Source organism: Burkholderia pulmonis (assembly GCF_984667975.1).
Genome location: NZ_OZ480186.1, coordinates 157,379 through 183,529 on the forward strand (window position 1 = coordinate 157,379; position 26,151 = coordinate 183,529).

28 protein-coding genes and 1 tRNA gene are annotated in these 26,151 nt (G+C 68.8%); 5 read left to right on the forward strand and 24 right to left on the reverse strand.

Annotated elements, in window-relative coordinates; genetic code table 11:
• Positions 1-107: 107 nt before the first annotated feature.
• From AC5LXK_RS00680 to AC5LXK_RS00690, 3 genes are all read right to left on the reverse strand, one after another.
• Positions 108-470, reverse strand: a complete 363-nt coding sequence (locus tag AC5LXK_RS00680) for a hypothetical protein (RefSeq protein WP_493389914.1) — start codon at positions 468-470, stop codon at positions 108-110.
• A 201-nt stretch (positions 471-671) separates the two neighbouring features.
• Positions 672-1,724, reverse strand: a complete 1,053-nt coding sequence (locus AC5LXK_RS00685) for an oxidoreductase (protein WP_493389915.1) — start codon at positions 1,722-1,724, stop codon at positions 672-674.
• Between the two features lie 236 nt (positions 1,725-1,960).
• Positions 1,961-2,668, reverse strand: a complete 708-nt coding sequence (locus AC5LXK_RS00690) for an SGNH/GDSL hydrolase family protein (protein ID WP_493389916.1) — start codon at positions 2,666-2,668, stop codon at positions 1,961-1,963.
• A gap of 277 nt (positions 2,669-2,945) precedes the next feature.
• Between AC5LXK_RS00690 and AC5LXK_RS00695 the strand changes: the two genes are divergently transcribed.
• Positions 2,946-5,033, forward strand: a complete 2,088-nt coding sequence (locus tag AC5LXK_RS00695; RefSeq protein ID WP_493389917.1) for a UvrD-helicase domain-containing protein — start codon at positions 2,946-2,948, stop codon at positions 5,031-5,033.
• Positions 5,034-5,137: 104 nt separating this feature from the next.
• On the opposite strand, the gene AC5LXK_RS00700 is transcribed toward AC5LXK_RS00695, so the two are convergent.
• A complete protein-coding gene (locus AC5LXK_RS00700) occupies positions 5,138-6,031 on the reverse strand; it encodes a c-type cytochrome (protein WP_493389918.1) in 894 nt (297 codons plus the stop codon).
• A gap of 251 nt (positions 6,032-6,282) precedes the next feature.
• Between AC5LXK_RS00700 and AC5LXK_RS00705 the strand changes: the two genes are divergently transcribed.
• Positions 6,283-6,358, forward strand: a tRNA-Arg gene (locus tag AC5LXK_RS00705).
• A gap of 15 nt (positions 6,359-6,373) precedes the next feature.
• Here AC5LXK_RS00705 and AC5LXK_RS00710 read toward each other — a convergent pair.
• Positions 6,374-7,444, reverse strand: a complete 1,071-nt coding sequence (locus tag AC5LXK_RS00710; protein WP_493391162.1) for a tyrosine-type recombinase/integrase — start codon at positions 7,442-7,444, stop codon at positions 6,374-6,376.
• Positions 7,357-7,611: a helix-turn-helix domain-containing protein gene (locus AC5LXK_RS00715; protein ID WP_493391163.1), complete on the reverse strand. Its 255-nt coding sequence runs from the start codon at positions 7,609-7,611 to the stop codon at positions 7,357-7,359. The genes AC5LXK_RS00710 and AC5LXK_RS00715 overlap by 88 nt, the downstream gene beginning before the upstream one ends.
• Here AC5LXK_RS00715 and AC5LXK_RS00720 point away from each other — a divergent pair.
• Positions 7,504-7,764, forward strand: a complete 261-nt coding sequence (locus tag AC5LXK_RS00720; protein ID WP_493391237.1) for a hypothetical protein — start codon at positions 7,504-7,506, stop codon at positions 7,762-7,764. The two genes, AC5LXK_RS00715 and AC5LXK_RS00720, sit on opposite strands and share 108 nt — an antisense overlap.
• 51 nt (positions 7,765-7,815) lie before the next feature.
• On the opposite strand, the gene AC5LXK_RS00725 is transcribed toward AC5LXK_RS00720, so the two are convergent.
• From AC5LXK_RS00725 to AC5LXK_RS00745, 5 genes are all read right to left on the reverse strand, one after another.
• Positions 7,816-8,187, reverse strand: coding sequence for a hypothetical protein (locus tag AC5LXK_RS00725; protein WP_493389919.1), 372 nt, complete (start codon positions 8,185-8,187; stop codon positions 7,816-7,818).
• The gene (locus AC5LXK_RS00730) at positions 8,184-10,976 is read right to left on the reverse strand and encodes a toprim domain-containing protein (protein ID WP_493391164.1); all 2,793 of its coding nucleotides are present in this window, start codon (positions 10,974-10,976) and stop codon (positions 8,184-8,186) included. The genes AC5LXK_RS00725 and AC5LXK_RS00730 overlap by 4 nt, the downstream gene beginning before the upstream one ends.
• 5 nt (positions 10,977-10,981) lie before the next feature.
• A complete protein-coding gene (locus tag AC5LXK_RS00735; RefSeq protein WP_493391165.1) occupies positions 10,982-11,248 on the reverse strand; it encodes a hypothetical protein in 267 nt (88 codons plus the stop codon).
• Positions 11,249-11,374: 126 nt separating this feature from the next.
• Positions 11,375-11,623 carry an Ogr/Delta-like zinc finger protein gene (locus AC5LXK_RS00740; RefSeq protein ID WP_006485448.1) on the reverse strand — a complete coding sequence of 83 codons (249 nt, stop codon included), beginning with the start codon at positions 11,621-11,623 and terminating at the stop codon, positions 11,375-11,377.
• Positions 11,624-11,805: 182 nt separating this feature from the next.
• Positions 11,806-12,021 (reverse strand): hypothetical protein, encoded by a 216-nt coding sequence (locus tag AC5LXK_RS00745; protein WP_175846959.1) that lies wholly within the window; start codon positions 12,019-12,021, stop codon positions 11,806-11,808.
• Positions 12,022-12,182: 161 nt separating this feature from the next.
• Here AC5LXK_RS00745 and AC5LXK_RS00750 point away from each other — a divergent pair, with 161 nt between their 5' ends.
• Positions 12,183-12,602 carry a transcriptional regulator gene (locus AC5LXK_RS00750; RefSeq protein WP_493391166.1) on the forward strand — a complete coding sequence of 140 codons (420 nt, stop codon included), beginning with the start codon at positions 12,183-12,185 and terminating at the stop codon, positions 12,600-12,602.
• Between the two features lie 318 nt (positions 12,603-12,920).
• Positions 12,921-13,217 carry a hypothetical protein gene (locus AC5LXK_RS00755; RefSeq protein WP_493389920.1) on the forward strand — a complete coding sequence of 99 codons (297 nt, stop codon included), beginning with the start codon at positions 12,921-12,923 and terminating at the stop codon, positions 13,215-13,217.
• Between the two features lie 184 nt (positions 13,218-13,401).
• Here AC5LXK_RS00755 and AC5LXK_RS00760 read toward each other — a convergent pair whose 3' ends face one another.
• The 13 genes from AC5LXK_RS00760 to AC5LXK_RS00820 all read right to left on the reverse strand — a co-directional run bounded on the left by AC5LXK_RS00760 (position 13,402) and on the right by AC5LXK_RS00820 (position 25,688).
• Positions 13,402-14,472 carry a phage late control D family protein gene (locus AC5LXK_RS00760; protein WP_493389921.1) on the reverse strand — a complete coding sequence of 357 codons (1,071 nt, stop codon included), beginning with the start codon at positions 14,470-14,472 and terminating at the stop codon, positions 13,402-13,404.
• Complete coding sequence (locus AC5LXK_RS00765; RefSeq protein ID WP_493389922.1) at positions 14,469-14,900, reverse strand: phage tail protein; 432 nt, start codon at positions 14,898-14,900, stop codon at positions 14,469-14,471. Before AC5LXK_RS00765 ends, AC5LXK_RS00760 begins: the two co-directional genes overlap by 4 nt.
• A gap of 24 nt (positions 14,901-14,924) precedes the next feature.
• On the reverse strand, positions 14,925-17,495 hold the full coding sequence (locus tag AC5LXK_RS00770; protein WP_493389923.1) for a phage tail tape measure protein: 2,571 nt from the start codon (positions 17,493-17,495) through the stop codon (positions 14,925-14,927).
• Between the two features lie 15 nt (positions 17,496-17,510).
• A complete protein-coding gene (locus tag AC5LXK_RS00775; RefSeq protein WP_006484104.1) occupies positions 17,511-17,624 on the reverse strand; it encodes a GpE family phage tail protein in 114 nt (37 codons plus the stop codon).
• 8 nt (positions 17,625-17,632) lie between these two features.
• Entirely contained in the window at positions 17,633-18,004 is a 372-nt protein-coding gene (locus AC5LXK_RS00780; protein WP_493389924.1) for a phage tail assembly protein, read from the reverse strand.
• An 83-nt stretch (positions 18,005-18,087) separates the two neighbouring features.
• Positions 18,088-18,597 carry a phage major tail tube protein gene (locus tag AC5LXK_RS00785; protein WP_493383157.1) on the reverse strand — a complete coding sequence of 170 codons (510 nt, stop codon included), beginning with the start codon at positions 18,595-18,597 and terminating at the stop codon, positions 18,088-18,090.
• A gap of 27 nt (positions 18,598-18,624) precedes the next feature.
• Positions 18,625-19,797, reverse strand: coding sequence for a phage tail sheath protein (locus AC5LXK_RS00790; protein WP_493389925.1), 1,173 nt, complete (start codon positions 19,795-19,797; stop codon positions 18,625-18,627).
• 55 nt (positions 19,798-19,852) lie between these two features.
• Positions 19,853-20,536, reverse strand: coding sequence for a tail fiber assembly protein (locus AC5LXK_RS00795; RefSeq protein ID WP_493389926.1), 684 nt, complete (start codon positions 20,534-20,536; stop codon positions 19,853-19,855).
• Positions 20,537-20,553: 17 nt separating this feature from the next.
• On the reverse strand, positions 20,554-23,190 hold the full coding sequence (locus AC5LXK_RS00800) for a phage tail protein (RefSeq protein WP_493389927.1): 2,637 nt from the start codon (positions 23,188-23,190) through the stop codon (positions 20,554-20,556).
• A gap of 6 nt (positions 23,191-23,196) precedes the next feature.
• A complete protein-coding gene (locus tag AC5LXK_RS00805) occupies positions 23,197-23,739 on the reverse strand; it encodes a phage tail protein I (protein ID WP_493389928.1) in 543 nt (180 codons plus the stop codon).
• Entirely contained in the window at positions 23,732-24,646 is a 915-nt protein-coding gene (locus AC5LXK_RS00810) for a baseplate J/gp47 family protein (protein WP_493389929.1), read from the reverse strand. The genes AC5LXK_RS00805 and AC5LXK_RS00810 overlap by 8 nt, the downstream gene beginning before the upstream one ends.
• Complete coding sequence (locus AC5LXK_RS00815) at positions 24,643-25,005, reverse strand: GPW/gp25 family protein (RefSeq protein ID WP_493389930.1); 363 nt, start codon at positions 25,003-25,005, stop codon at positions 24,643-24,645. Before AC5LXK_RS00815 ends, AC5LXK_RS00810 begins: the two co-directional genes overlap by 4 nt.
• Positions 25,002-25,688: a phage baseplate assembly protein V gene (locus AC5LXK_RS00820; RefSeq protein WP_493389931.1), complete on the reverse strand. Its 687-nt coding sequence runs from the start codon at positions 25,686-25,688 to the stop codon at positions 25,002-25,004. Before AC5LXK_RS00820 ends, AC5LXK_RS00815 begins: the two co-directional genes overlap by 4 nt.
• Positions 25,689-26,151: the final 463 nt, after the last annotated feature.

Consider the following 26,151-nt stretch of genomic DNA (forward strand, 5'->3'; position numbering starts at 1 on the left):
TACGCGAGCGGGTGGGCCTTGTCAATTTGGGCAAAAGAATGTCGCTTCGCGACAAGCGGCGGCAGCCGGTGCCGCCGCTTTTCTCCGCGCCGGCGGGTGCCGGCGCGTTACTCGCCGATCGCGCGCGCGGCCGTGTCGAGTTCCTGGTTCAGCACGCGCTGCTCGTCGCCGGACAGGCCGCCGGAATGCTGCGCGGACATGTCGCTCGCTTCCTGGCGGATCACGTCGAGGCGGTGATGAAGCTGCGCGCCGTACGGCGGCGGGTAGTAGCCGCCGTTCACGCGCGCGTCGATGCGGCGGTGCAGGTTGTCGATCCGGCCCTGGATCTGCTGCATCCGCTCGTTCGCGACGACCTGCGGGTTCGGCCGCGGCGGGGGCGCCGGGCGGACCGGCTGCTGCGGCTGCACGATACAGGCCGCAAGCGAGGAAACCAGGACGCAGCACGCTGCTGCGCGAATCAACCGTTGCATCAACATTCTCCTGACGGATTGGTGTCGGATCGACTTTTTGAGAAACGCTTCAGACCGGGCGACCGCTGACTTTCGTTCCCGCACCATTTGTAACGGAATGTTCGGGATCGTGCCCGCGTGACGGCCGGCGCGGGGCCGCTGCCGTCAAGCGGTGCGGGACGTCGGCGGCGGCCGGGCCGGCACCGACCCGGCCGCCGGTCATCATACGGTGCGGCGCACGAACGGGAGCCGGCGGCCGTCGTGCTCGCTCTGCGCGGCGAGCTCGATGATCGTCATCACGTCGACGGCGTCCTGCGCGGTGACCGGGAACGGCGCGCCGTCGCGGATCGACGCGGCGAGCGCGCGGTAGAACTCCGCGTACTGGCCGTCGAGCGTCGGCACCGGACGCTCGACCTCGACGTCGCCGTCGAGCACGCGCAGCAGGCCGGGCGGGTTGCCGCCGCCGAATTCGACGTCGTCCGCGGTGAGGCCGGCCTTGAGCTGGTCTTCCTGCGTGTCGAGCCCGAATTTCTGGTAGCTGCCCCGCGTGCCGTGCAGCGTGAAGCGGGCGGGCTCGATCGCCGACAGCGCGCTTGCATGCAGCGCGACGTCCTTGTCCGGATAGCCGAGCAGCAGGTGCGCGAAATCGGGTGCGGTGCCGTTGTCGCGGCGCGTCTTGACGGTCGCGGCGACGGTGTCCGGCAGGCCGAACAGCGCGAGCGCCTGGTCGATCAGGTGCGGACCGAGGTCGAGCAGCAGGCCGCCGCCGCGGGCCGGTTCTTCGCGCCAGCGCGTGCGCGGCGTCGGCCGGAAGCGGTCGAAGTGCGACGCGAAGTACGTGAGGCGGCCGAGCTCGCCGGATTTGACGATGTCGCGCACGGTGAGGAAATCGCCGTCCCAGCGGCGGTTGTGGAACGGCGCGAACAGCCGGCTGCGCGCGTTGGCGAGCCGCGCGAGCGCGAGCGCCTCGTCGGCGGTGAGCGTGACCGGCTTGTCGACGACCACGTGGCGGCCGGCTTCGAGCACCTGGCGCGCGAGCGTGAAGTGCGTGTCGTTCGGCGTGGCGATCACCACGCACTCGATGTCGTCGAGGCCGAGCAGCGTGTCGAGGTCGGGTACGACGCGCGCGCCCGGATACGCGGCCTGCGCGCGATCGGGCTGGCCCGTCGCGATCGCGGCGACCTCGGTGCGGCCGCTCGTGGCGATCACGGGCGCGTGGAATGTCGCGCCGGCGAAACCGAAACCCATCAAACCAATCCTGAGCAATGACGACATGGCAATCCCTGGTTGCGAAGGAAACTAAAGGATGGCGCGCCGGAACGGCGCGAAGACGACCGGCTATTTTGGCATGGCGCCGCCGCTTGCACAGGCGCGTCGGGCGAAACGCGCGACGCGACGCGGCGCTTGCGCAAGGAGCGGCGGCATTTTGCGCGCGAGGACCCGCGCATCGCGCCCGGTACGGCCGCCTGCCCGGATACGCGACGAACGGCCGGTGCGGCCGTCGAGCCGTGTCATCGGTCCGCCCGCTGCCGCACGGCGGCCGCGACCTGCGTGGCCCACGCCGCGCATGCGGATTCGCCGGGATGGAAGCCGTCGGCGGCCATCAGGTGGCGCTCGAGCGGCAGGTCGACCCGCAGGAACGTGCAGTGCGGCTGCGTGCCGGCCCAGCCGGCGAGCGCCGCGTTGAGCCGCTTCGCACGCAGCCCGAGGTACCACGCGAGCGGCTGCGGCAGCGCCGGAAAGCGCTCCATCGGCGGCACCGCCGACAGGATCGCGTGCCCGACCCGGAACCGCGCGGCGAGCAGCCGGACCAGCTCGGCCTGCTGCGCCAGCCAGCGTGCGGGCGGCACGCCGCCCGTCACGTCGTTCACGCCGAGCGACGTGACGGCCACGTCGAACGGCTCGGCCGGCTCGGCGGCGAGCCAGTCGACGAGCTCCCGCGTGGTCAGGCCCGTGCGGGCGAGCAGCTTCCAGCTCACGCGGTGCGTGGCCGCCAGCGCGTTCGCCAGTTGCCCGGACAGCGCGTCGCGCTGGGTGCCGACGCCGACGCCCGCGGCGGCCGAATCGCCGACCACGAGCACGCGCAGCGGCGGGCCGTTGCCGGCCACGCCGTCGCGCGGGCCGGCCGCTTCGGGCAGCCGCGGCGTGACGCGGCGTACGTAGCGCCCCTGCACGAACAGCAGCGGGCCGAGGGCGGCAGTGGCGAACGGGTATCCCATGAGGTCGATCCGGTGGCGGGTTCAGTCGGGCCGGCGCGGGCGGCGCCGAGGTATGCCTATTGTGGCCGATCGGTGTGCGAACGGGGCCGGATTGGCCGGACGGACAGGGTGTGCCCGGCCGGTCGGCCTGCGCGGCCCCGTCCGGCGGCGCTCGCGAAATACGCGTCGCCGACGTGTTAACATGCGCGTCCTGCCCGCGTGTCCGCCTGCTTCGCCAGCCCGCCGCGCACGGCATCCTCCCGGCGCTCCGCCGTCAACCGCAACACCATCCGCCATCATGTCAGCAGGCCTCAATCCCGCTCAGAACGAAGCGGTGCGCTACCTCGACGGTCCCTGTCTCGTGCTCGCCGGCGCGGGCAGCGGCAAGACCCGCGTGATCACGCAGAAGATCGCGCACCTGATCGAAGCGAAAGGCTTCGAGCCGCGCCACATCGCGGCCGTCACGTTCACGAACAAGGCGGCCGCCGAAATGCGCGAGCGCGTGTCGAAGCTGCTCGAGGGCAAGACGCTCACCACGCCCGGCAAGGAAGGCCGCAAGGTGCCCGTCAACCAGCTCACCGTCTGCACGTTCCACTCGCTCGGCGTGCAGATCCTGCGCCAGGAGGCCGAGCACGTCGGGCTGAAGCCGCAGTTCTCGATCATGGATTCGGACGACTGCTTCGGGATGGTTCAGGAGCAGCTCGGCACGACCGACAAGGGGCTGATCCGCAAGATCCAGAGCATCATCTCGCTGTGGAAGAACGGCCTGATCATGCCCGACGAGGCGATGGCGATCGCGGCCAACGAGGACGAGCACCAGGCGGCGATCGTCTACCGCAACTACGTCGCGACGCTGCATGCATACCAGGCGGTCGACTTCGACGACCTGATCCGCCTGCCGGCCGAGCTGTTCGCGAAGAACGAGCAGGTGCGCGACCGCTGGCAGAACAAGCTGCGCTACCTGCTGATCGACGAGTACCAGGACACCAACGCGTGCCAGTACGAGCTGCTGAAGCAGCTCGCGGGCCCGCGCGCGGCGTTCACGGCGGTCGGCGACGACGACCAGGCGATCTATGGCTGGCGGGGCGCGACGCTCGAGAACCTCGCGCAGCTCGGCAAGGATTTCCCGAAGCTGCACGTGGTCAAGCTCGAGCAGAATTACCGGTCGACGGTGCGGATCCTGACCGCCGCGAACAACGTGATCGCGAACAACCCGAAGCTGTTCGAGAAGAAGCTGTGGTCCGAGCACGGGATGGGCGATTCGATCACCGTCACGCCGTGCAACGACGAGGAGCACGAGGCCGAATCGGTCGTGTTCCGGCTGTCCGCGCACAAGTTCGAGCGGCGCGCGCAGTTCCGCGACTACGCGATCCTGTACCGCGGCAACTTCCAGGCGCGCATCTTCGAGCAGGTGCTGCGGCGCGAGCGGATTCCGTACGTGCTGTCGGGCGGCCAGTCGTTCTTCGACAAGGCCGAGATCAAGGATCTGTGCGCGTATCTGCGGCTGATCGCGAACGCCGACGACGATCCCGCATTCATCCGCGCGGTCACGACACCGCGCCGCGGGATCGGCAACACGACGCTCGAGGCGCTCGGCTCGTTCGCGGGGCAGGCGAAGGTGTCGCTGTTCGAGGCCGTATACATGGGCGGGATCGAGGCGCGGCTGTCGGCACGCCAGGTCGAGCCGCTGCGGATGTTCTGCGACTTCATCCAGCGCCTGACCGAGCGCGCGGACAAGGACCCCGCGACCGTCGTGCTCGACGACATGATGGAGGCGATCCACTACGAGGCGTACCTGTACGACGCGTTCGACGAGCGGCAGGCGCAGTCGAAGTGGCAGAACGTGCTCGAATTCCTCGAATGGCTGAAGCGCAAGGGCACGAAGCCCGAGACGGCGGCCGTCGACGGCGAGGCCGAAGGCTTCCACAACGCGGACGGGCTCGCCGATACGGGCAAGAACCTGCTCGGCCTGATCCAGACGGTCGCGCTGATGTCGATGCTCGAAGGCAAGGACGAGGATCCGGACGCCGTGCGGCTGTCGACCGTCCACGCGTCGAAGGGGCTCGAGTATCCGCACGTGTTCCTGGTCGGCGTCGAGGAAGGCATCATGCCGCACCGCGGCGGCAGCGAGGACGACGGCCCGGTCGACAACGAGCGGATCGAGGAGGAGCGCCGGCTGATGTACGTCGCGATCACGCGTGCGCAGCGCAGCCTGCACCTGAACTGGTGCAAGAAGCGCAAGCGGGCGCGAGAGACGGTCGTGTGCGAACCGTCGCGCTTCATCCCGGAGATGGGGCTCGACGAAGCGCCGCCGCCGACGCCGGAAGAAGCGCCGATGTCGCCGAAGGACCGGCTCGCGAGCCTGAAGGCGTTGCTGCAGAAGTGACGCGGCGGCGGCGCCGCGAGCACGATGGTCCGGCGGACCGGCAAAACAAAACCCCCGCGGTGCGCATGCGCCGCGGGGGTTTTTTTACGGATGACCGGCGCGGGTTACTTCGCCGCGTTGACCATGTAGTCGACGGCCGCCTTCACGTCGGCGTCCGACGCGTTCGACCCGCCCTTCGGCGGCATCGCACCCTTGCCGTGCAGTGCGTAGTTGTAGACCGTATCCATCGAGTCCTTCAGGCGCGGCGCCCAGTCGTCCTTGTTGCCGAACTTCGGCGCGCCGAGCACGCCGGTGCCGTGGCAGGCCACGCAGGTCGACGAGTACAGTGCCTTGCCGGCCCCGGCCGAATCGGCGCCGGCCGGTGCGGCCGCGGGTGCTTCGCCGGGTTTCGGAATCGCGGCGATCGCGGCCTGCGCGGCGGCGATCTGCGCGCTTGCGGCGTCGGCCGAGCCCGATGCGCCTGCCGCGCCGCTGGCGGGCTGCGCCGCGTTGGCGGCCGGTGCGGCCGGTTCGGGGAAGTTCGCGCCGTCGTTGTTCGCCATGTAGACGATCGCGCGGGCGATTTCATAGTCGCTGACGTCGTCGGGGCTCGTGCCGCCGCGCGGCGGCATCGCACCCTTGCCGGCGAGGGCCGTCTTCAGCAGCGTGTCGAAGCCTTGCGAGATGCGCGGTGCCCAGTCGTCCTTGTTGCCGAACTTCGGTGCGCCGGCGGCGCCCGTGCCGTGACAGGTCACGCAGACGGCCTTGTAGACTTCCTCGCCGGTCTTGTACGTGCGGGGCGCGTTGGCGTCCTTCACGTCGACCTGCGCGAGGGGCGCGATACGCGTGGCGACCTGAGCGTCGGATAGTGCATCCGTGCCGGCGCCGGAGCGGAACGCATGGTTCGCATAGTTGGCCAACAGGACGATCAGGACGATCGGAATCGCGAACGACGCGATGATGACGGCAATCAGTTGCCCGGGGGTTTTGACGGGAGATTCGTGGGATGCTTCGCTCATGCTTGCCTCGTCTCCATTAATAGGAATTGTGAGCGCGGTGCAACGGCAAAATGGCAGTCCAATGAAGCACGGACGATTATAGACGGAACGTTTACATCACGGCGAGCGGTGCGATGGCGCGTGTTTACCCGCACGCGGCGCGCCCCGGCGGCGATTCGGCGGGCAAGGTGGACGCTTCATGGGAAACCGGGTATCCTTGCCGTCTTGCCAATCGTGGGCGGCCTGTATATGGGGTCGCTTCACTGTCTCACGCGCCCGTAGCTCAATGGATAGAGTACTGCCCTCCGAAGGCAGGGGTTGCTGGTTCGATCCCAGCCGGGCGCGCCAAGCCTAGTAAGGCTCTCAGCGGTTTTCTCCCTTCGTCGTGCAGCACCGTTGCAGCTGGATTGCAGCCGGGATCGGCATCGGCTCGGCCGTCAGCGGCGCGACCCATTGCGCCAGATGATCGGCCGACAGGTGCGCGTACCGCTGCACCATTTCCATCGTTTCCCATCCGCCCAGCTCCTTCAACACCTGCAGCGGCGTGCCGCGCTGCACGTGCCAGCTCGCCCAGGTGTGGCGCAGGTCGTGCCAGCGGAAGTCGCGCAGGCCGGCGCGCTGAAGCGCCTTGGCCCAGGCGGCCGTGGCCGTCTGATGGACGGGCCTGCCGCGATAGACGAACACGCTGTCCGTGCACTCCGGTGCCCGCGGGCGCGTGCGCTGGCGCCGCAGCACGGCGATCGCGGTGTCCGACAGCGGCACCGTGATCGCCTTCCTGGCCTTGGCCTGATCGGGATGGATCCAGGCGACGCGCCGCGCGAGGTCGACCTGCGACCACTGCAGCCCGGTCACGTTGGCGCGGCGCAAGCCGGTCTCGAGACTGAAACGCGCCATGTCGGCGAGGTGCGCGGGCAGCTCGGCGAGCAGCCGCTCCGCTTCGGTCGGCGTCAGCCAGCGGATCCGTTTCGGCACAGCCTTCGCGCGTTTCGTGACCGGCGCGCGCGCCAGCCATTCCCATTCGACGGCCGCGTTCAGGACGGCTTTCAGCACGCCGATCACGCGGCGCACGGTGGCGTCGCTGACGGGCCGGTCGGTCTCGACGACACCGTGGCGCGTGCGCACCGTGCGCGGCTCGCGACGCTTGGCGAGCGCGATCGCGTCGACGCGGCTCCGGTCGATATCGGCCAGCGCGACGCCGGACAGGTGCCGGTCGAGCCAGCGCAGGTGGATCTTCGATGTCTCCAGGCTCGCCAGGCCCGAGCGCTCGCCGACGTACCGGACGACCGCGTCGTTCCACGCATGGCGCGGCTTCGTCCCGAGTCGCGCCTGGTTCCACAGGTCGACCTTCAGCCGGTCGTGGAATTCCTGGGCCTGCGCTTTGTCGCGGGTGCCAGTGCTTCCCTGTATCGGCGTTCCGCCGCCAGGGGGGTACAGCTTGTATTGCCAGTTCGGGCTGGTGGTTCGTTTGTAGAGCGACATGGGCGAGCTTCCTGTTGCTGATCGACCTGCGCGGCGCGCGGGAGCCACTCCCCGGCGAGGTAGCGCTGCAGGGCCATGATGGAAAAGATCCAGCGCTTGCCGACCTTGCGGCCGGGCAGCATGCCGGCCCGGGCCTTCAGGCGCACCGTCTCGGGATGCGCGCCGAGCAGGGCCGCGGCGCCGGGCAAGTCGACGGTCGCCGTGGTCGCGTCGTCGGCAGGCTGCGCGCCGGGCCGGCACGCAGCGCAACGCGTGGAATGGTGGATTGCGTGTGAAGTGCGCATAACACGTTGATGTTCAAGAGATTTGTTTGCCATCGGTTGCCATCATTCACGCATGGCGGCCGCGCCGAACCCGTGGCGCGAAACGGCCGCATCGCTCGCGACCGATGGCAGGGCGCGCCCGACTCGTGGCGCGCGACGGCGGCCGGTTGCTGCGGCTTCCACGTACTCTTTCTTCTTTTCTTTCAATGCTTTGAAGAGAGAGAAAAAGGAGGGCGCCGCGGCCCGCGGGTCGGCCGGACTCATGGCAAAAGCGGCGCGACTCGTGGCGATGGCCGTGCAACGCAAGGCGGCAGTTCCCTCGACAATCAAGGACTTGCGAGTATCGACCGGCGAGATCCACGACTCGTGTGCGCTGCCTGCCCGCTCCCCGCGGGATCCGGAGTCCTCCAGCCGGATTGCCCGATCGCGGCTCATGCGCGGCCGCCTTGCAGCGCGTCGGTCGCCAGGTCCTCGCGCACCGACACGTGCAGGCCGAATGCGGCCAGGCGCTCGAGCGAGACCGGCGTCAGATACGGCACGCGGCGCATGTAGATACGACGTTCGACTTCCTTCTCGCCGACCACGACGCCGGCATGCTTGAGCTGCGCCTTGAACACGCGGTCGGATTTCACGGGCAGGCCGTTCCACTTGTCGCGCAGCGCGCTCGTGTGCGCGAGGTGATCCATCACGTGCCCGGTGCGCAGCAGCAGGCAGAACTCGCCGTCGACGGTGTCGAACGTGTACGGATGCTTGTAGTTGCCGCCGTCGATCTCCGACAGCACCGTTTCCATGATCCAGACCCACGGTTCGCGGTCCGCGCTCGTCTCGGCGACGTGGCCGTTCATCTCGGTGATCAGGTCGCGCGCGAAATCGCCTTCGCTCGGGTCCATGCCGGCGAATTCGCACAGGTAACGCCAGGCGAGCCCGATGGCCGCGTAGTTGCCGGCCATGCGTCGCGCGCCGTCGTCCTCGCCGCTTGCGCGGCAGCCGGCGAGCGCCTTGTCGCGCAGCGTCGCGTATTGATCCAGCGCCGCGCGCCGGTCGAGCCCGGTCAGGAATTCGAGCCATTGCCGGACCGGGAAGCGCGGCAGGTCGTCGGGCAGCAGCGGCCCGCGCTTGCCGGTGAGCGTCGTGCGCACGAGCTTGCCGAGCAGGCTGCGCACCGGCACGTCCTCGCCGGCGAGCATCACGGGCGCGCACAGCAGGTATTCGGTCATGTCGGTGCCGCGCCGCGTCACCGTGTACTGATAGTTTTCCTGCAGCAGCCCGACCGCCTTGTCGATCACGTCCTGCCGGCGGGCCGACAGCTCTTCCCAGCCGACCGGGTGGCTCGTGTGGCTGATGCTGGTCAGCAGCCGGAATTCGGTCTGCAGCGACTGCCCCGAGAACATCGTGAACGCGAGCGAGCGCTCGAGCCGCTTGATGAGCGTCGACTTGCCCGCGCCCTTGTTCGCCTGGATCGTGAGGTGCGGCCAGAAGCCGAGCAGCGCCTTCAGGTGGCCGCCGAGCGCCCATACGAGCGGGATCGTCGCGGCGTTCTGCCGGAACGTCGTCTGGTAGGCCGCGATCACGCGGCGCGCGTCGCTCACCGGGCCGCCCGGGAACGTCAGGTTGTGATACGGGCACTGCTTGTCCGCTTCCGTGAAGTAGCAGTCGGGGCCTTCGTTGACGATCAGCCGGCCGTCGCGCCACGCGAGCCCGACGAAGTTCGCGGCGCGGCGCGCGCCCAGGTCGGCGCCGCGTTCGAGGATGTTCACCATCCGCTTGAACGGCGCCGGCGCCCAGATCGGGCCGAACTTGCCCCACTGGTCGACGTTGTGCAGCTGGTCGTCGAGCATTACGCGGCGGATCAGCTGCGCGCCGTGCCGCGGCGCCTGCACCGACACCGCGAAGTAGACGGTGGGCGCCTGGTCGGCGTCGCCCGTCATCGTCGAGGTGGCGCTCGCGACGGCCACGCGGCTGATGCCGGCGATGCGAAAGCCGCACAGGTCCGTCATCACGGGCGTGTCGATGCCCGATTCCTCGTTGCGGTCCATCTTGGTGATGTAGCTCGTGAAATCCGGCCGCACGCGAAACCGCCAGTACTGCGCGAAGTCGTGCGACGGCAGGAAGAGGCGCGGCCGGCCGCGGCGAGACGCGTCGCCGGGCAGGCCCGCGACCAGCCACGGCTCGATCTGGTCGAGCGCGCGCGCCAGGTCGGCCGGGCCGCGCAGTTGCAGGTAGTCGTTCACATCGTTGATCGGCGTGCGCGCGGTGGCGCCGTCCGCCAGATCCGCGAGCCAGTCCGACTGGTCGACCAGCACGGCGCTGATGTCGAGCGCCGTCAGCCGTTCGTGGAGGGCCCACGCGGCCTCCGGGCCGGGGCGCTGCCCGGCGCGCGGGTGGCCATCCGCGAACGGTTCGTCGTTGTCCAGGCAGATCGTGACCTGCTTGCCGCGCAGGAACGTGAAATCGATGCGCTCGACGTTCGCGAGGCCGCGCAGCGCGAGGGCGGCCGTGCCGGGCAGTGCGCAGGTGTCGACCGACAGCGCATTGATCGCGCTCTCGACGATGAACACGCGCTTCGCGCGGTCGAGCCGGCGGGCGTCGGCGGTCCACGCGTAACCGGCCTTGTCGCCCTGGGTCTGCGTCTTGACGCCGCCGTTGAGCGCGGGATCGACGTAGCGCATGTCGACCGCGACGACGCGTGCATCGCCCGGCGCGCGTACCACGAACGCGGCGGCGGGGCCGCCGTGGCCAACCTCGCCGGCGGCGATCTTCGGGCTCGCCCACGCATTGAAGCCGAGGGTGCGCGCGGCGAGTGCCGCATCGATCGCCGCGGCGGCAATGCCGCGGCCGGCGAGGTAGTCGCGTACGCGCTCGCGCTCGGCCGTGCACCGGTCGGCGATGTACTCGACGGTCGATTTCTCGCGGCGCTCTGCCGGCGCCGGCCGCTCGGACGGGAGGCCGTACGCGTCGTGGAGATAGCGGACGGCGTCGGCGACGGTGCCGCCGCGCGCGTGGATCACCAGGTCGATGCAGGAGCCGCCGGCATCGGCGCTGTGGTCGCGCCAGCCGGTGCCGTACTTCGGGTGGTTCGCATAGATCGACAGCGACGGGCTGCGGTCCGCGTGCTGCGGCGAATGATAGAGCGCGCGGTCGCCGCCGCGGCCGCGCTTCAGGCCGAGACGGCCCGCAAGGTCGTGCAGGTCGATGTGTCGTTTCAGTTCGTCGATCGAAGCCATCTTCGTCATTGCTGCCGTTCGGGTTGCGGTTGCGCGGGCTGCGCCGCGGGATTGCCCGCCGTGGCCGGCGACGCGGCGAGCGCGCGCAGCGCGGCGGCGGATTGCGGGAAACCGAGCGCGAGGCGATCGGCGAGCGCCGACACGAAGCGCCCGAGCGTGTACTGACGCGCGACGCTGTCGGGCGCGTGATCGAAGCACAGCGTGTCGGCCGCTGCCGCGATCGCGGCCCGGAGCGCGACGTCGTGCGGTGCGGGTTCGGCGTGGCGGTTCATGCCGGGTGCCTCCGGGCCGCGGTTCGCGCGGTTCGAGATCATGAGGAATCCTTTCAATGGCAAAAGCGATCCCTCGCGCCGGTCAGGCACGATGCGAGGGAAGCGAAGAGGGGGCCGGTTAAGGCGTCAGACGGGCAGCTCGAGCTGCGCGGCGAGGCGTTCGCGCACGTGCGGCGAGAGCGGCAACTGCAACGACAGGTTCGGGATCGCGGACGGCGACAGCGTGCGCGCGAACTCCATGTTGACGACGTACGTGTGGCCGCACTCCGGATTCGAGCACTGGAACGTGATTTCGCGGAAGGTCAGCGACATTTCACGGCTGCTGCGTGCGGTGGCGCGCGTGCGGCAGTGCGGGCAGCGGTTCAGGATTCGCATGAGGGCTCACTCCGGGCGGGAGACCGCGCACGGCCGGGCCGGTCGCGGGGCGTGCAGGGCGGCCAGGCTGCAGCGTTGGCCGATCGGCGGATGGATGCGGGCGCTCGCGCGGCTCACAATTGACGCTGCGGGCACGGACGATCGGGGGCATTCGAACGCGGGGGACATGAAGGCGTTCCGGCTCAATGGCGCGCGCTGCGGGAACGGGGCGCCGCGATCGCGCGCAGATGGCTGGCGCCGATGCGGATCAGTTCGCGCGCCATGCTCGAGATCGAGCGGTTGCGCTGCGCGGCGAGCTGCTCGAGCTCGCCGCGCTCGACGGGCGTCAGCCCCACGTAGACGGGCTTGTCCGACATCGTGCCGCGCGGCGAACGGCGTGGGCCTTTGGAAGTGGTCATGGTCGGTATACTTTGCGGAGTTAGTCTTGCGTTACGGTGAGGCTAGTCTAATGAGCAAAAAACGGCGCGTCAATGTTAATGGGTAATTTATGACACAAATCGGGAGTCGCTTGCGGGACGAGCGCTTGCGGATCGGGCTCAGCCAGGACGAGTTTGCGACCGTGGGCGGTGTCGCGAGACGCTCGCAATCGGCGTACGAGTCGGATGAGCGCGCTCCCGACGCGACCTATCTGCTGGCCGTTCGCGCGATCGGCGTCGATATCGGCTACGTGCTGACGGGCGAACGGGGTGCGGCAGGCGCAGCGGCGCCGGCGGCCGGCGCCGTCGACGCGGACGAAGCCGACGTGCTCGCGATGTACCGGCAGCTCAACGAAGCCGGCAAGGCCTCGCTGCACGCGTTCCTCGCGACCTGCATCGGCACGGGCGCGATGGTGCAGGCCACGGCGCCGCGGCGCGCGAAGCGCCTGCCGGAGAAGCGCCGCGCGGCGCTGGATCAGCGCACGGCGGAAAACGTCGATCGCGCGATGGCCGAGATCGAACGGCTGAAGGCCGAGCGCGCAACGAAGCAGTCGAAGAAGTAACGCGCCGGCGGGGCGGTGTCCCGCACCACCCCCGGCGCGCATGGCCGGCGCGACACGACACGCGCAACCCGTTCCCGACTCGATCCGATCCGTTGCGTGTGCGGCGGCGCGGCCGCGCCTCTTCCCGTTCTCCGAGCCACGGACGCGCCCTCGGCGCACCGCACGAGGGCATCGGATAAAATCGGACGAAACACTGTATATCCATACAGTATTGGTTTAGCATTCTGAAAGCCGGTGAGCTGGCGGCGGGGCGTTCCGAGGCGACCCGCCGTGTCAGGCGGCCCCCGGTGGATGACTGAGTTTGCGGAGACCGGAAAAATGGACACCAACAGGAAGCACGACAACGGGACGATCGGCGCGTCGGCGCACGCCGACCATCGCGCGGACGCGCGTGGATTGACGATGGGCCCGCCGCGATATCGTTCGGACCTGACCGACGACGAGCGGGCCGATGCGCACGCAGCGATCGACAGCGCGATGCTGTCGGTCGGGCAGGTGCTCGAGGCCGCGCTGCAGGCGATGGCCAATCTGCGCGATGCGCGTGCCACGTTGCAGCAATGCGGCGACACGCGCGACGTGCGCATGACACTCGGCGGTCGCCAGCAATCGAGCTGAACCGCCACCCCCGATCCCCGCAGGCCGGCATCCGCTCCGGCCGCAGCAGCGAACCCGGGCCGCGCATCCTGCGCATTGCCTCTCCCCTCATCCCGCCGACATCCTGAATGCGCGACCGTGACCGCGATCGACGACGTGCGATCGCGCGTCGCGCATGGCGACGCGTCGGCCGCCGGCCTGCCGGTCAGTGCTTGCCGGAGCGCGGCTTTTTCTTCGGCGCGTCGCGCACCTCGAGTTCGAGCGCGGTCGTGAACCCGCCTTCGCCGATCGTATGCGTCGCTTTCTTCACGAGCCACGGCGTGTCGTCGATGTCCGGCTTGAACCCCGTCACGGTGACGGGCATCTCGGGAAACAGCTCGGGCCGACCGAGTGCGAGCGTGTAGCTCAGCGTCGACTGGCCGCGCTGCGTGCGCGCATAGTCGGCCTGCGCGGCCGCGCGCGCCTCGGCCTCGGTCGCGTAGTCCTCCGGCAGCACCTTGGCGTTCTTGCCTTTTGCATCGCCGACGACCACCGACAGCCGCTTCGCACTGCCGTTCGAGTGGTAATGCGCGCGCACCGACGTGTAGCTGTCGCGTTGCGCGACGTGATAGCGATGCTGGTCGCCGCTTGCACGCGTGATGGCCAGCACGTCGAGCGTCTTGCCGCTGGCCGTCTTGCCGCTGCCGATCGGCGTGAACAGCAGGTGCTTGTCCTTCACGGTCATCACCGCGTCATAGCGCCTGGCGAGGCGCGTCAGGAACGACATGTCGGACTCCTGCGTCTGGTCGACATGGTCGATCCGCGTCGCGGCGAGCGTCGCGTCGACGGCGGCCGTGAGCCCGTAGCGCGCGGCGATGGTGCGCACGATCGCGCCGAGCGTCTGCCGGTGCCAGCTTTTCTCCCGGCGCTCGTGCATGTCGTTCGTCATCGATGCCGAGCGCGCGCGGATCGTGATGACGTCCGGTGCACCGCCGTGCTCGACTTCGTCGACCGTGAACGCGCCCTTGTCGACGAGCGGCTCGCCGACCCATCCGATCGACACCTTGATGCTGGCGCCGCGCTTCGGAATCGCGAAGGTGCCCTGCGCGTCGTCGAGCACCAGGTCGAGCATGTCGGCTTCGTCCGCGCGCGATTCCGACAGCGACAGGCTGATCAGGTTGGGCGCGATCAGGCGCGACAGGTCGCGGCCGTCGAGCGTGATGCGATAGTCGGCCTGCGGCTGCACACGGCCTGCGCGGGCCTGCGCGTCGCCCGGTTTGCGTTCCAGCGTGCTCATTGCTCGGCCGCTCCGCTGTCGTCGTCCTGCTGCGCTTCGGCGAGCACGCCGTCGTCGACGCGCTTCAGCGACAGCGTGAACGCGATCTTGCGCGCAATGCCTTCCTTCGTGTGATACGTGGCCGTTTCGTTGAGGCTGTCGATGACGTATGCGCCGTACACGTTGCCGTTGCCGTCGACGAGCACGTACGCGTCGCCGGCGTCGCCCATGCGTGCGAGCGCCTCGATCGACGCGATCTCGCCGATGCCGTTGTCGGGTGCGACGATGCCGGTGAGGGTGATCGTGTCATCGCCGGCGCCGGTGAACTGGCTCGCGTCGCGCACGCCGATGCGCGAGCTGGTGCGGTGCTTCCAGTTGCGCTGGCGCTGGAGCTCCTGGTAAGGCGTGGTCGCCAGGCTGAAAACGAACTGGTCGAGCGACATCATCATGGGCGGGTTTCCTCCAGCGGACAATCAATCGGACAGGCGCGACGTGGTGCGCGACGCCTTTGCGCGTTCGGCGCGTTCGAGCTCGGCGCGCACCATGCGGGCGATCTCGGCCGCGTCGACGCCCGGCGGCGGCGCGATGTTGATGGTGACGGGGCCGGCCGGCGGCGCGGCGCTTGCCACGGCGGCCGGCGCCGTGAGCGGCGGGCGGTAGTCGAGCGACACGTTGTAGCGCTCGAGCGGCGCGGCAGCGGCGATCGCGGGGCTCGCGGCAAACGCGGGCGGGCCGACCAGCGCGGCGGCGGTCGTGAGCGCGGCAGCGGTTCGCGGCATGCGTGACGGCGTGCCGGCGGCCCCGCCGTCGGCACTGCCGTCGGGCATGGTTGACGACTGCATGCCGAGTTTTTCCTTGAGCCAGCCGATCGCCGAACTGCCCAGGCCGCCGATCGAGTCCTTCAGCGCGCCGAGGCGGTTCGTGATGCCGTCGACGAGCGCGGAAACCAGGTTCGAGCCGATTTCCTGGAAATGCGTGCTGACGTCGCCGAACCAGTCGCGAATGCTGCCGAGCGCGTTTTTCACCCACTCGACGGTAGCGTCCCATTTCGCGGCGATCCAGTCGCTGGCCGCACCGAATGCGCCCTTGATCGCTTCCCACAGCGCGATGAATTTCGGGCCGAGCGTGTCCCAGTTCTGCCAGACGTAGAGGGCGGCCATCGCGATCAGCGAGATCACGGCCAGCAGCGGGTTCGCCATCGCCAGCCGGCCGAGCATCATCAATGCCTGCCCGACGATCCTGAACGCGCCCGCCATCGACGCCGCGAAGCGGAGGACATTGACCGAACCCAGGATGCCGCCGAACACGCTCGCCAGCGTGCCGGCAACGGTGAGTACCCCACCCAGCGCCGCGAAGGTCGTGACGAGGATGCGGGTGGCCGTGCCGTGCTCGCGCACGAACTTCACGATCTTTCCGAGCACGTTGGCCGTGACGTCCAGCGCCGCGTTGTAGACCGGCGTGATCTTCTCGCCGATCTCGAGCTTCAGGTCGCGCAGCTGCGCGAGCACGACGAGCTCGCGGCCCGCGGTCGAATCGGCGGCCTTCGCCCGCATGCCGGTGACGCCGTCGGCGGCGGCGCTCTGCTTTTCGGTGTCGTGGATCTGCTCGCGCTGGTCGTACATCGTCGTGAGCAGATTCGCCGCGGCCTTGTCGGGGAACAGCTTCGCCAGCTCGGCCTTGATCTTGTCCGGTTTGGTGATGCCCTTGGCGGCGAGCTTCGGCAACAGCACCTTTTCGAGCCATTCGAGCGGCGATGCCTGCAGCATGTCGCTGCCGGCCAGCGCCCCCGGCTTGAGCCCGCGGCTCGCGCCGTTCTTCGCATGCACGACCTGCTTCGGATCGACCAGGCTGAGCGACGTCAAGTGCCGGATGGCGGGCGCAGTCATCTTGCCGTCGAAGACGCTGCCGGACAGCGACGCGAGGCCCTCGCCGGCCGCCTTGCCGCCGAGCTTCTCGATGAGCGGCTGCATCTGGTAGTAGAACGCGTCCGTGCGCAGCTTCTTGGCGGCGCCGCCGCCCGATTCGGCGAACTTGTTCCACTCGTCGCCGCTGACCTTGCCGCCGGTCGCCGTTTGCATCTTCTGCACGATGTTCGCTTCGGCCTCGAACGCGGTTTTGCTCTTCGTGCCGCCGCGCAGGTCGATGACCTTCTGCATGCCCATGAACTTGTCGATGTTCGCCTTCGCTTCGTCCTTGCCGAACAGCGCCTGGTTCGCCGCTTTCATGCTCGCGAGCATCGGCATCGCCACGCGCGCGTGCTCCTCGTTGCCGCCGAACGCCGACAGTGATTCGCGCATCGTCGCCAGGTTGTCGACGACCGACTGGCCGTCGACCTGCTGCGCGCGAGCGAACTTCACGGCGTCGGCCGAGCCGCCTTGCGCCCGAATGCGCAACGTTTCGCGTTCGGCCTGCTTCGCGACGTCGAGCGGTTGGGACAGCATGCCGAACATGCTCTTGCCGACGCCCTTGACCTCCTTGCCGCCATCCGCCCACTTCTTGCCGACGCTGCCCAGCGCGTCGATCTTCGCGCGCCTGGCTTCGGCGCGCGTGCGGCGTGCGTCGTCGAACGAGCGCACGTCCGCCGTCATCTTCGACTTGCGTCGCGCGCTGTTCGTGGCCAGCGCGAATTCGTGCTGGTCGAGATGGCGCGTGTCGATGCCCGCGCCGACGAGCTGGGTACGCAGTTCGCGAATGCGCGAGACCTGCCTGCCTTGCGTGGCTGTCAGATCCGTCGCCGTGCGTTGCACCCTGGCGAAGTCGTCGATCATCTGGCGCGACGGCGGACCGAATTCACGCAGCGACACGCGCAGTTCGCCGGCGCGCATCTTCGCCGCCTTGAGGTCGGTCGCCGTTCTCGCCACACCGCTGCGCAGGTCGCGAAACTCGCTGATGCGCTTCTGCGTCTTCGCCATGTCGTCCAGCTCGCGGCGGGTTGCCCGCAGCGAGTCGGCCAGCCCCTGGTTGCCGGTCAGCATCATTTGCAGGGGCTTCGTCATGTTGTCGACCATGTCGAACATGACGCGCAGTTTCGTGGTGTTGTCCATCGTCGATCGTTTCGCTCATTGGGCGCCGGCGCGCACTCGCGCGCGCTCGCGCCAGTCCATCAGCTCGGCCAGGCTGAAGGCGTCCATCACGGGCGGTGTCCAGCCGAACACCGTCGCGATGTCCGCCATCGGGTCTTCTATGCGGTCTGGGAGGCCAGTCGGGATTTCACGGCCTTCGGCATCAAAAAACCGGCGAAGATGCCCCCCAGTTGCACGAGGTCGGCCGGGTCGATGTTGGCGACATCGGCTTCCGTCAGCATCGGCGAGCTGATGCGCGGCAGCACCTTCGACAGCGCGGCCACGTCGAGGCTGACGAGGTCGGACAGCGATACGCCGCGCAGTTCGCCCGATTTCGGCTTGCGCAGCGTGATCGACGTGATCGTCTGGCTGCCGCGCACGAGCGGCGTGTCGAGCGTGTGGGTGGCCGGATCGTCCTGTTCGGGTGCCGCGCCGGCGTCCACGGCGGGCGCGTCGGCCTGCAGGTCGTTCACGGCGGCGTCGGATTGCATTGGATTCGTGGTGGTCATGTGTGTGATCTGTCGGGAGGAAATGCGGAAGCCGGCCCGGCCGGCATCACCGGCCGGGCGGCGGATTACAGGCCGATCGCGTTGCGCAGCGCCGCGAACAGGTCGTTGCCGTTGACCTTCTCGATCATGTTGACGAAGTCGATCTCGATCACGTCCTGGCCGTTCACGGACAGCTTGTAGTAGCTGGCGACCGTCGTGACCTTGAACGCGGTGTCTTCCTTCGACTTCGCGGTGCCCGGATCGATTTCGCTATGACGGCCGCGGATCACGATCTCGATCGCGTCGACGCTGGTCGAATCCTCGGATTGATAGCCGCCGGCGAAGCGCAGCAGCACGCCGTCGTGTTTCGTGATCGCGTACTGGCCGAGCACCGAGCGCATGAAGCCGCCGCAAGTCCATTCGAGCTGGATCCCTTCCTGCCCGAAGTCGATCTTGATCGGACCGCTCATGCCGCCGCCCTGGTAGTCCTCCATCTTGCGCGTGAGCTTCGGCAGCGTGACTTCGACAACCTGGCCGACGAAGTTCTCGCCGTTCTGGAACAGGTTGAATCCCTTGAGTTTGCGAGGCATACCCATTGTTTTTGACTCCTGGTAAGGCCGTCGTTACGCGCTCACGCGCGCGGCGAAATCGGCGAGGTAACGGTCGGTGATGCGCTGGCGCAGCATCAGGTTTTCGAGCGGCGGAACCGGCGTGTATTCGTAGTCGAGATACGCCTTGCCGGACTTCAGCACGTCGGTCGTGTTCGGCTCCGGGTCGTACCAGGCCGAGCCGCCGATCAGGTAGCCCTGCGAGATCCATTCGCGGAACTTGGCGTTGATCGTTTCGATGATGTCGCGCGGCAGCGACGGGTTGAGCGGGCCGTCGATGATGGCCATCTGAGCTTCGGCGATCGAATCGGCGATGACCTGCGCGGTGCGCGTGTAGTTCTCGAACGCGAACAGCGGATCGTCCGAGCACGTGCGCGAGCCCCAGAAGCGGAAGCCGTTGCGGTTCACGAGCGTCGTCACGTCCTGTTCGTTCAGGAAGCCCGCGTCCGTCGCCGGATCCTGCAGGTCCCACGACACGTCGGCGCTGATGCCGGTGACGCCGTTCACGCCGACGTTCGACAGCGTCTTGTGCCAGCCCGTGTCGTTGTCGATCTTCGCGCGCAGGCCGGCCGCGTACGCGGTGGCCGGCACGACGACGGTCTTGTTGGTCGTGTCGTCCCACGCGAGGAAGTCCGGCCAGACCACCATCAGCTCGCGCTGGCTGAACTGCTTGCGATAGGTGACGGCTTCTTCCTTCGTCTTCGCGCCGTTGGCGGAGACATACGCGAACGCGCGCAGCGACTGCGCGATCGACGCCAGTGCGGCGGCGACCGGTTGCGTGTCGAGGCCCGGCGTCGCGAGGATGCGCGGCTTCACGCCGAAGCGCGCCTGCGCGCCGAGCAGCGCCTTCATCCCGGTGTACTTGCCGTCGGCGGTGACGGTGCCGATCACGTTGGTCGCCGTTTCGGCGGCGTCCTTGCCTTCCGCGACGCGCACGACGATCGTGACGGGCTTGGTCTGCCGGCCGATCGCATCGAGCGTGCGGCGCAGCGTGCCTTTGGTGCCGGCCTTGCCGAGTGCGGCAACGACGTTGGTCAGAAGGACGGGCGTGTCGAGCGGGAATGCGGTGGCGTCGGCGTCGGACGCCGTGCAGACGATGCCGACGACGGCCGTCGACACGGTGCGGATCGGGCGCGAGCCCTCGTTGATTTCGATGACGCGTACGCCGTGGTGATAATCCTGCGGCATGGTGTGTGGCTCCTGTGTAGGCAGATGAAAGAGAACGGGAGGAATCCCGTGCGGATCAGGTCGCGGGGTCCGCGACCGGAGCTGCGGGTTCGGCGATCGGGGCTGCGGGTTCGGTAACCGGCGCGGCGGGTTCGCTCGGCTCGGCCGGCGGCGGGGGCGGCGGAGGCGGTACGTACGGCGCCGGCGTTGCCGGCCACGTCACCGCATCGGGGAACGTGTCGGCCTGGACGACCGATACGAGCGCCATCTGGTAGGCCGACCAGGCCTTGAAGTAGTAGATGCCTTCGTCGTCGAGCAGGCCTGCCGCGTAGGCATCGGCCTTGCCGGCGTTGGCCTTGCGTGCGGCTTCCAGCCGGCGCTCGAATTCGGCCATCGCGGCGTCGCGTTTCTCGCGCTCGAGCAGCGCGGCGGGGATGACCCACGCACCGTTGATCCATGCATGGCGAGGCGACGGCTGCGCGTCGGTCGTCAGGCCGAGCTCGTCGGGCGTCTTGCCGGCGGTCGCGATTTCGACTGCTTCGCCCGTATCGGTGCGATAGCAGATCCGGCCGCGGAAGTCGGGCAGCAGCGTCCACGCGCCGTTGCGGTAGAACGGCCAGGTCGTCGGCGTGCGCGCCGGCGGCTCGTCGAACGTCGCCCATGACGGCACGAGCCAGCGTTCGGCGTTGCGCGGATCGGCGTCGGGCTGGCTGCTGCTCAGGTATTCGCCGGTCTGTGAGTTGTAGTGGTGAATCAACATAGGTTGAAGTCCGAGAGTTAGTAAGCGCGGATCATCGCGAGCAGCGCGATATTGCGCGGCCGTGCTTCGTTCCCGCCGTCCGCGTTGACGGTGATGGCGTGGCTGTGATTGCCGGCGCCGCCGATGCCGACGTTGTGGCCGTGGTTGCCGGCGCCTTCCGTGTTGAATTCGTGGCTGTGACCGCCGGCCGGGCTCGTCATCCCCCACACGTTGTCGTTGTCGCTGCTGCCGGAGCCGTGGTTGTTGGCCGCGCCCCATGTTCCCCACGGCGGGTGATAGCTCGGGTTCTCGCCCCACGGCGACACGTGCTGGTGATCACCTACGCCGGCGGTCCAGCCGTGGTGGCCGTGCCAACCCTGTGAATCGGTCCATGCGGAGTGCGTGTGGTCGCCTGCTTCGGCCGCGCTCGCGCCGTGACCGTGCGAGCGGTTCGCGCTGTCCTGCCACGAGCCGAGGATTCGCTTGGTGTCGACGCCGCGGGCGTCGTCCCAGCACCGGATGACTTCGCCCCGCAGTTCCGGAAGGCGGAACGTTGTGGAGCCGTCGCCAGTCGAGAAGCTGCCCCAGAGGGCCTTCTGCCATTCATCCTCCGTCACCAGCGCGCCGCTGGCCTGCGCGTACGCCCACAGTGCGGGGTAGTCGGCGCGATTGACGAGCACGCCGTTGGCTTTGAGGAACCCCGTGCGCGCCGACGAGCGCGGTTCGAAGACGATCTGGCCGATAGCGGTCGTCGACAACGCGGCCAGCACCCATTCGGTTGTCGCGAGCGCAGTCGATCGGTCGCCTAGCGCGGGCGTGGGACCTCGCACGGGCGTCTGGAAGGTGGTCCCGCCCGGCGTGAACGAAACCTGCGACACCGCGTTGCACGTGACGCCGAACGACCCGTCGTTGATGTGGTACAGGCCAGTGTCCGGCGTGCCGTCGTTGATGAAGGTGAGCGACGGTGCCTGCACGCTGCCTTCGGACAGGAACAAGCGCTTGCCCGGATCGAACCAGATATCGCCCGCCATGTTGCCGCCCTTCGCGCGGTCGAGCGGTGTCAGGTTTCCGGTGTGCCAGACCGGCTTGCCGTTTACGCGGAAGGTGCGATCTTCGAGGAAATACTGGAACGAATCGTTCGAGCTCCACCAGCCGATCGTCTTGGCGTTGGCATAAAAGTAGCCATCGATGGGGCCGACCCTGACGCGCCCTTCGTCCGTATATCTCCCGACAGCGAGATCGCCACCGACATTGGTTAGCGAGCCACTGTCGTTGATGCGAACGATCCCGTCGGAAAGCGACCACGAAAACGGGCGGAAAGCGTTGCACATGCCTTCCGGATCACCCTTGTTCGTCGACAGCAGGTAAACGTCCGCTCCGTCATTGCGCAGGAACGCGCCGAAGTTGTTGGCGATCGCCCGAAAATGGCCGCCACCGGCGTCCATCTCGCGCGACGTCACGCCGCCGTTGAACGTGGCGCTTCCCGCTGCCTGAATCGCGTTGCGGCCGTCATCGCCGATATCGCCGACGAGCAGGCGCTTCGCGAGCGAGAACACCTGCGTGCCGCGGCTGACGCGAAACACGGGGAACTGCGCAACGCCGTCGTCGGCGAACGCGTTCATGCCGAAGTCGTTGCCGTTGTTCCCGCCGGTTGCCGCGCCGTCGCGCTTGAACATCGACCAGCGGAATTTGCCGCCGTCGGAGAAAAACAGTGTCGAGAAGTTGCCGGCGCCGCCGTCGAGCGACGCGTTCTTCGCATAGCTCGTGCCTTCGGCAGCGATATCGCCGCCGACACGCAGGCGCGAATTCCCGTCGTCGTTCCGGACGTCGCCCACCAGCACGCGGCCGCCGTAGGCGATTCGCAATGCACGCGCCTGGTTCGCGTCGGTCTCGGCGTCGTTGACGGCCCGGTTAAGCCACAGATCGACGTACTCGCGCCCCCAGGCGCCGTTGTCGAAACCCGAGCGCATCGTCGCGACGAGGCGGGATCCGCTATCGGTGTTGGTACCGCTGAACGTGCCGTAAAGGCGCATGCGGCTTTCGCGGCCGTTCTTGCCCGTCGGCGGACGGATCGACACATGCGCGGCGTCCGGGCCCGCATCGAATTCGGTGACGATCGGGCCGGTGAACTTCGCGCCGGTTAATGCCGCATATCGCGACGCGGCCGTCTTCGGCGTGACGGCGCGCGCGTCGTCGCTACCCGCGTTCACTTCCGCCTGCGTCGCCAGCTCGACCACGCCTTGCCGCTCGGTGGTTGCCGGCGGATTGAGGAACGACGCGTCGCCGAACACGAGCTGGGTCGCGTCGATCGTCGCGAACTGCAGGTCGGTCGACAGCAGCAGCAGCGCGGCCGGCGACTTCTCCATGATCGGCGTCGCCTGGCCATAGGCCGCCAGCAGCACGCCGTTCTCGAGGTAGAGGCCGAACCCGTACAGCGAGTACTGGTCCGCGGTGTCGTCTTTCAGCGTTGCATGAATCGTGTCCGGCGCGATGTTGGCGCCGCCGAACGTCGTGATGCGCTTGAGCTCGTTCGGCAGCTTCGTGAGGCTCTTGTCGGCGACAAAGGGCGCATTCGCGAGACCGATTGTCGTGACCAGGTGGCCGCTGGTGCCGCCGTTGCCGGGGGAGACGAGCGCTGCGCGGCCGGCGTCGGTGATGAGGATCTGGGTTGCCATGTGCGATCAGTTGTCGGTGAGATTCAAACGGCGGTAGACCGCCACGCGCGCGGCGGCGCCGATTCGTTGCCGGCCCCGCAGCGCGAAGCCCTGCGTGAACGTGTAGTGCGCCCGGACCGGCTTGGTCCGGTCGATTTCCGCGAGGATGTCGGCGACGTATTCGGCGGTCGGCGGCTGGCCTTCCTGGCCGCTGACCGTCATCACGAGGTCGAACGTGCCGGGCGGGCCCGGCGGTTGCTGCTCGAACCATTCACGCAGGACGATGTTTCCGCCGAACGCCGCGACGACCTCGCGCACCGAAGCCGCGGTGCCCTTGCGACGGGCGATCGGAATCGCCTGGCCGACGCGCGCACGCTTCACGTACTCGGGCCAGTAGTCCTTCCACGCATCGACGCCGAGGTGCCAGGCGAGCCACGGCAGCAGGTCGGACCGGATGGCGTCGGGGCTCATCAGCGTCGCGAGCGGCGTCGGTACGCCATCGATGCGGGCGTTCGTCGCGGCGAGCCGGCGCTCGAGCCGCGTCGCATTCGGCGGCAGGATGTCAATCATTGCTGTACACCCCGCCGTCGATCAGCTCGATCCCCGTGCAGTAGGGCGCCTGCTGCTTGGTCGCGGGCAGGCCGGTGAGCGGGCTTTCGAGGATCACCTTCTGCACGCCGGCCGCGCGGGCGGCCGCGTAGATCCCGTCGAGCGTGACCTCCATCCCGAGGCGGTGCATCGATTCGGTGTACTGCTTCATCGCCCGGTTGGCCTGCGCGAGCGCCACCGCGCGATCCGGGCCGGCGAAGAACACCAGCCGCGCGCGGACCTGGTAGCGCAGGATGTCGGCGCCGCGCACCGCGACCTTGTCGGTGAGCGGCCGCACGTCGTCGGCCTGCAGCGCCGCCGCCACGGCGTCGATCAACGCCGGGGCCGCGGTGCCGTCGCCATCGCGCGCCAGCACCGTGACGAGGACTTCGCACGGGGCCGGGCTGATCGCCGATGCGTCGAGCACCCGTCCGTCCGCATTGCGTGCGTGCGAGACGTATGCGCCTTCGGGGCCGGCGACGGAGAAGCTCTGCGGCGCGAGCTGCGTGCGGGCGCGCAGGTCGGCGTCGCTTTCCATCACCGCCGCGAGGTCGTGTTCGGGATCGGCGGGCGAGAGCGTCAGGCGCCGGATGCCGAACAGCGCCGCCAGGTGATCGAGGTCCGTGCCGACCGCATACGCGAGCATCACCGCACGCGCGGCGTCGTTCACGCGCTGCCGCAGCACGATCTCGCGGTACGCGCTTTCCTGCAGGAGCTTGACGAGCGGCTCCGATTCGAGCGCGAGCGTCGCTGCGATGTCGGCCTGTTCGGCAGCCGGGTAGAGCGACACGAGCCGTGCCTTGCGCGCGGCGAGCAACGTCTCGTAGTCGATCGATTCGACGACGTCGGGCGACGGCAGCTGGGAGAGGTCGATCGGCGTCACGCTCATGCCGCGCTCCCGTTCGCGACCGGCACGCGGGTCGACACGGCGGTGCCGCTTTCGGTGGTCCAGCCTTCGATGTCGAGATAGAGCGCGCCGGCGGCCGCGTTCGCGTCGTCCGCGGCGAGCACGACGCGGGTGAGCGTCAGGCGCGGTTCCCAGCGCATGAGCGCCGTCGCGACGGCCGCATACAGCCGCGTGCGCACGGTGCCGTTGCCCGGCGCGTCGATCAGGTCGGGCAGCTCGGAGCCGAACGTGCGGCGCTTCACGCACGACGCGAGCGGCGTCGTCACGATCCTGCCGATCGACTGGTAGAAATGGTCCAGGCCCGAGATCGAGCGGCCGGTGTTCGCGTTCATGCCTTTCATTGCGGTGCGCTCACGAGTTGTCCATCGCCCTGTTCGCGATGCGTGTGATGCGGGAGGCTGATGCCCTGGGATGTCACTTCGCGGGTAAAGGTGGCCGCGCCGTCGATCTGCATCGTGGCGCCGCCGCCGGCGCCGCCCGTGCCGGTCATGCCCGATTCGAACGCGAACGGCCCCTTGACCGTCATCGCACCGGTGCAGGTCGTCTGCGGCGCGTCGAACGTGATGCGCTCGGCCTGCACGGTTGCATCCCGGGTCTGGACGACGACCGATCCCGGCGCGACGACGCGCAGGGTCGCGCCGGCCGGCAACTCGGCCGTGAGCGCATGCGCGGCGTGGTCGTACGTGATGCTTGCGCCGTCCGGATAGACGCGCGCATGGGTCTCCGGGCTCGAGGCCGGCGCCGGTGCGGCGTTCGAATAGACGCCGCGCAGCGCGACGCCTTGCGCCGGGTCGCCCATCGGGCAGAGCAGCACGACCTGTTCGCCGGGTGTCGGCGGCAGCCAGTCGCGGGTCGTGCCGGCCGTGCCGGCGACCCACGGAATCCAGTTGGTCTGCAGTCCGTTGCCATCGGAATCGGCGTCGCCGACCGAGACGCGGCACAACGCGGCCGCATGGTCGACCGCGAGGATCGTTCCCTTGCGCACCGCGTTGCGTGCCTGCCGTTGAATTTCATTTGCGTCCATGCATTCATGGTGCCGGCGGGGCGATCGCGGCGCGAGCGATCGCCTGCGTCGTCGCGACGACGACAGCACGCGCCGGATGTCGGCACGCTGCCGCGCGTCGACAATCGCAGCACCGGTCGGCGTAAGGATGGAGTCGTGCGCGCCGGCGAGGCTGCCGCGAGGCGGGAGTGCGTGCGCCGATCGAAGCGGGAACGGAGGGGGATGGCGGGCTGCTCGACGAATCGCGTTGCCGGGAAGTGCTGGCGGATGGCCAGGGCGGGCGCCGCATGGCGACGCTGGAGTGGACGGGGCGATCGAAAGCGGACGCGCCGTCGACGCGAACTGAATCGCAGGGGAGGCGCGACCGGATGATCGGCGTGGTGATCGCGGCGTGCCGTGCCGTCATTGCGGACGACGTGACTGGAGGGCGCGCGCGGTTGCCGCAGCGGCCACCGGCGATGCGTTCGCCCGGCCGCGCGGATTC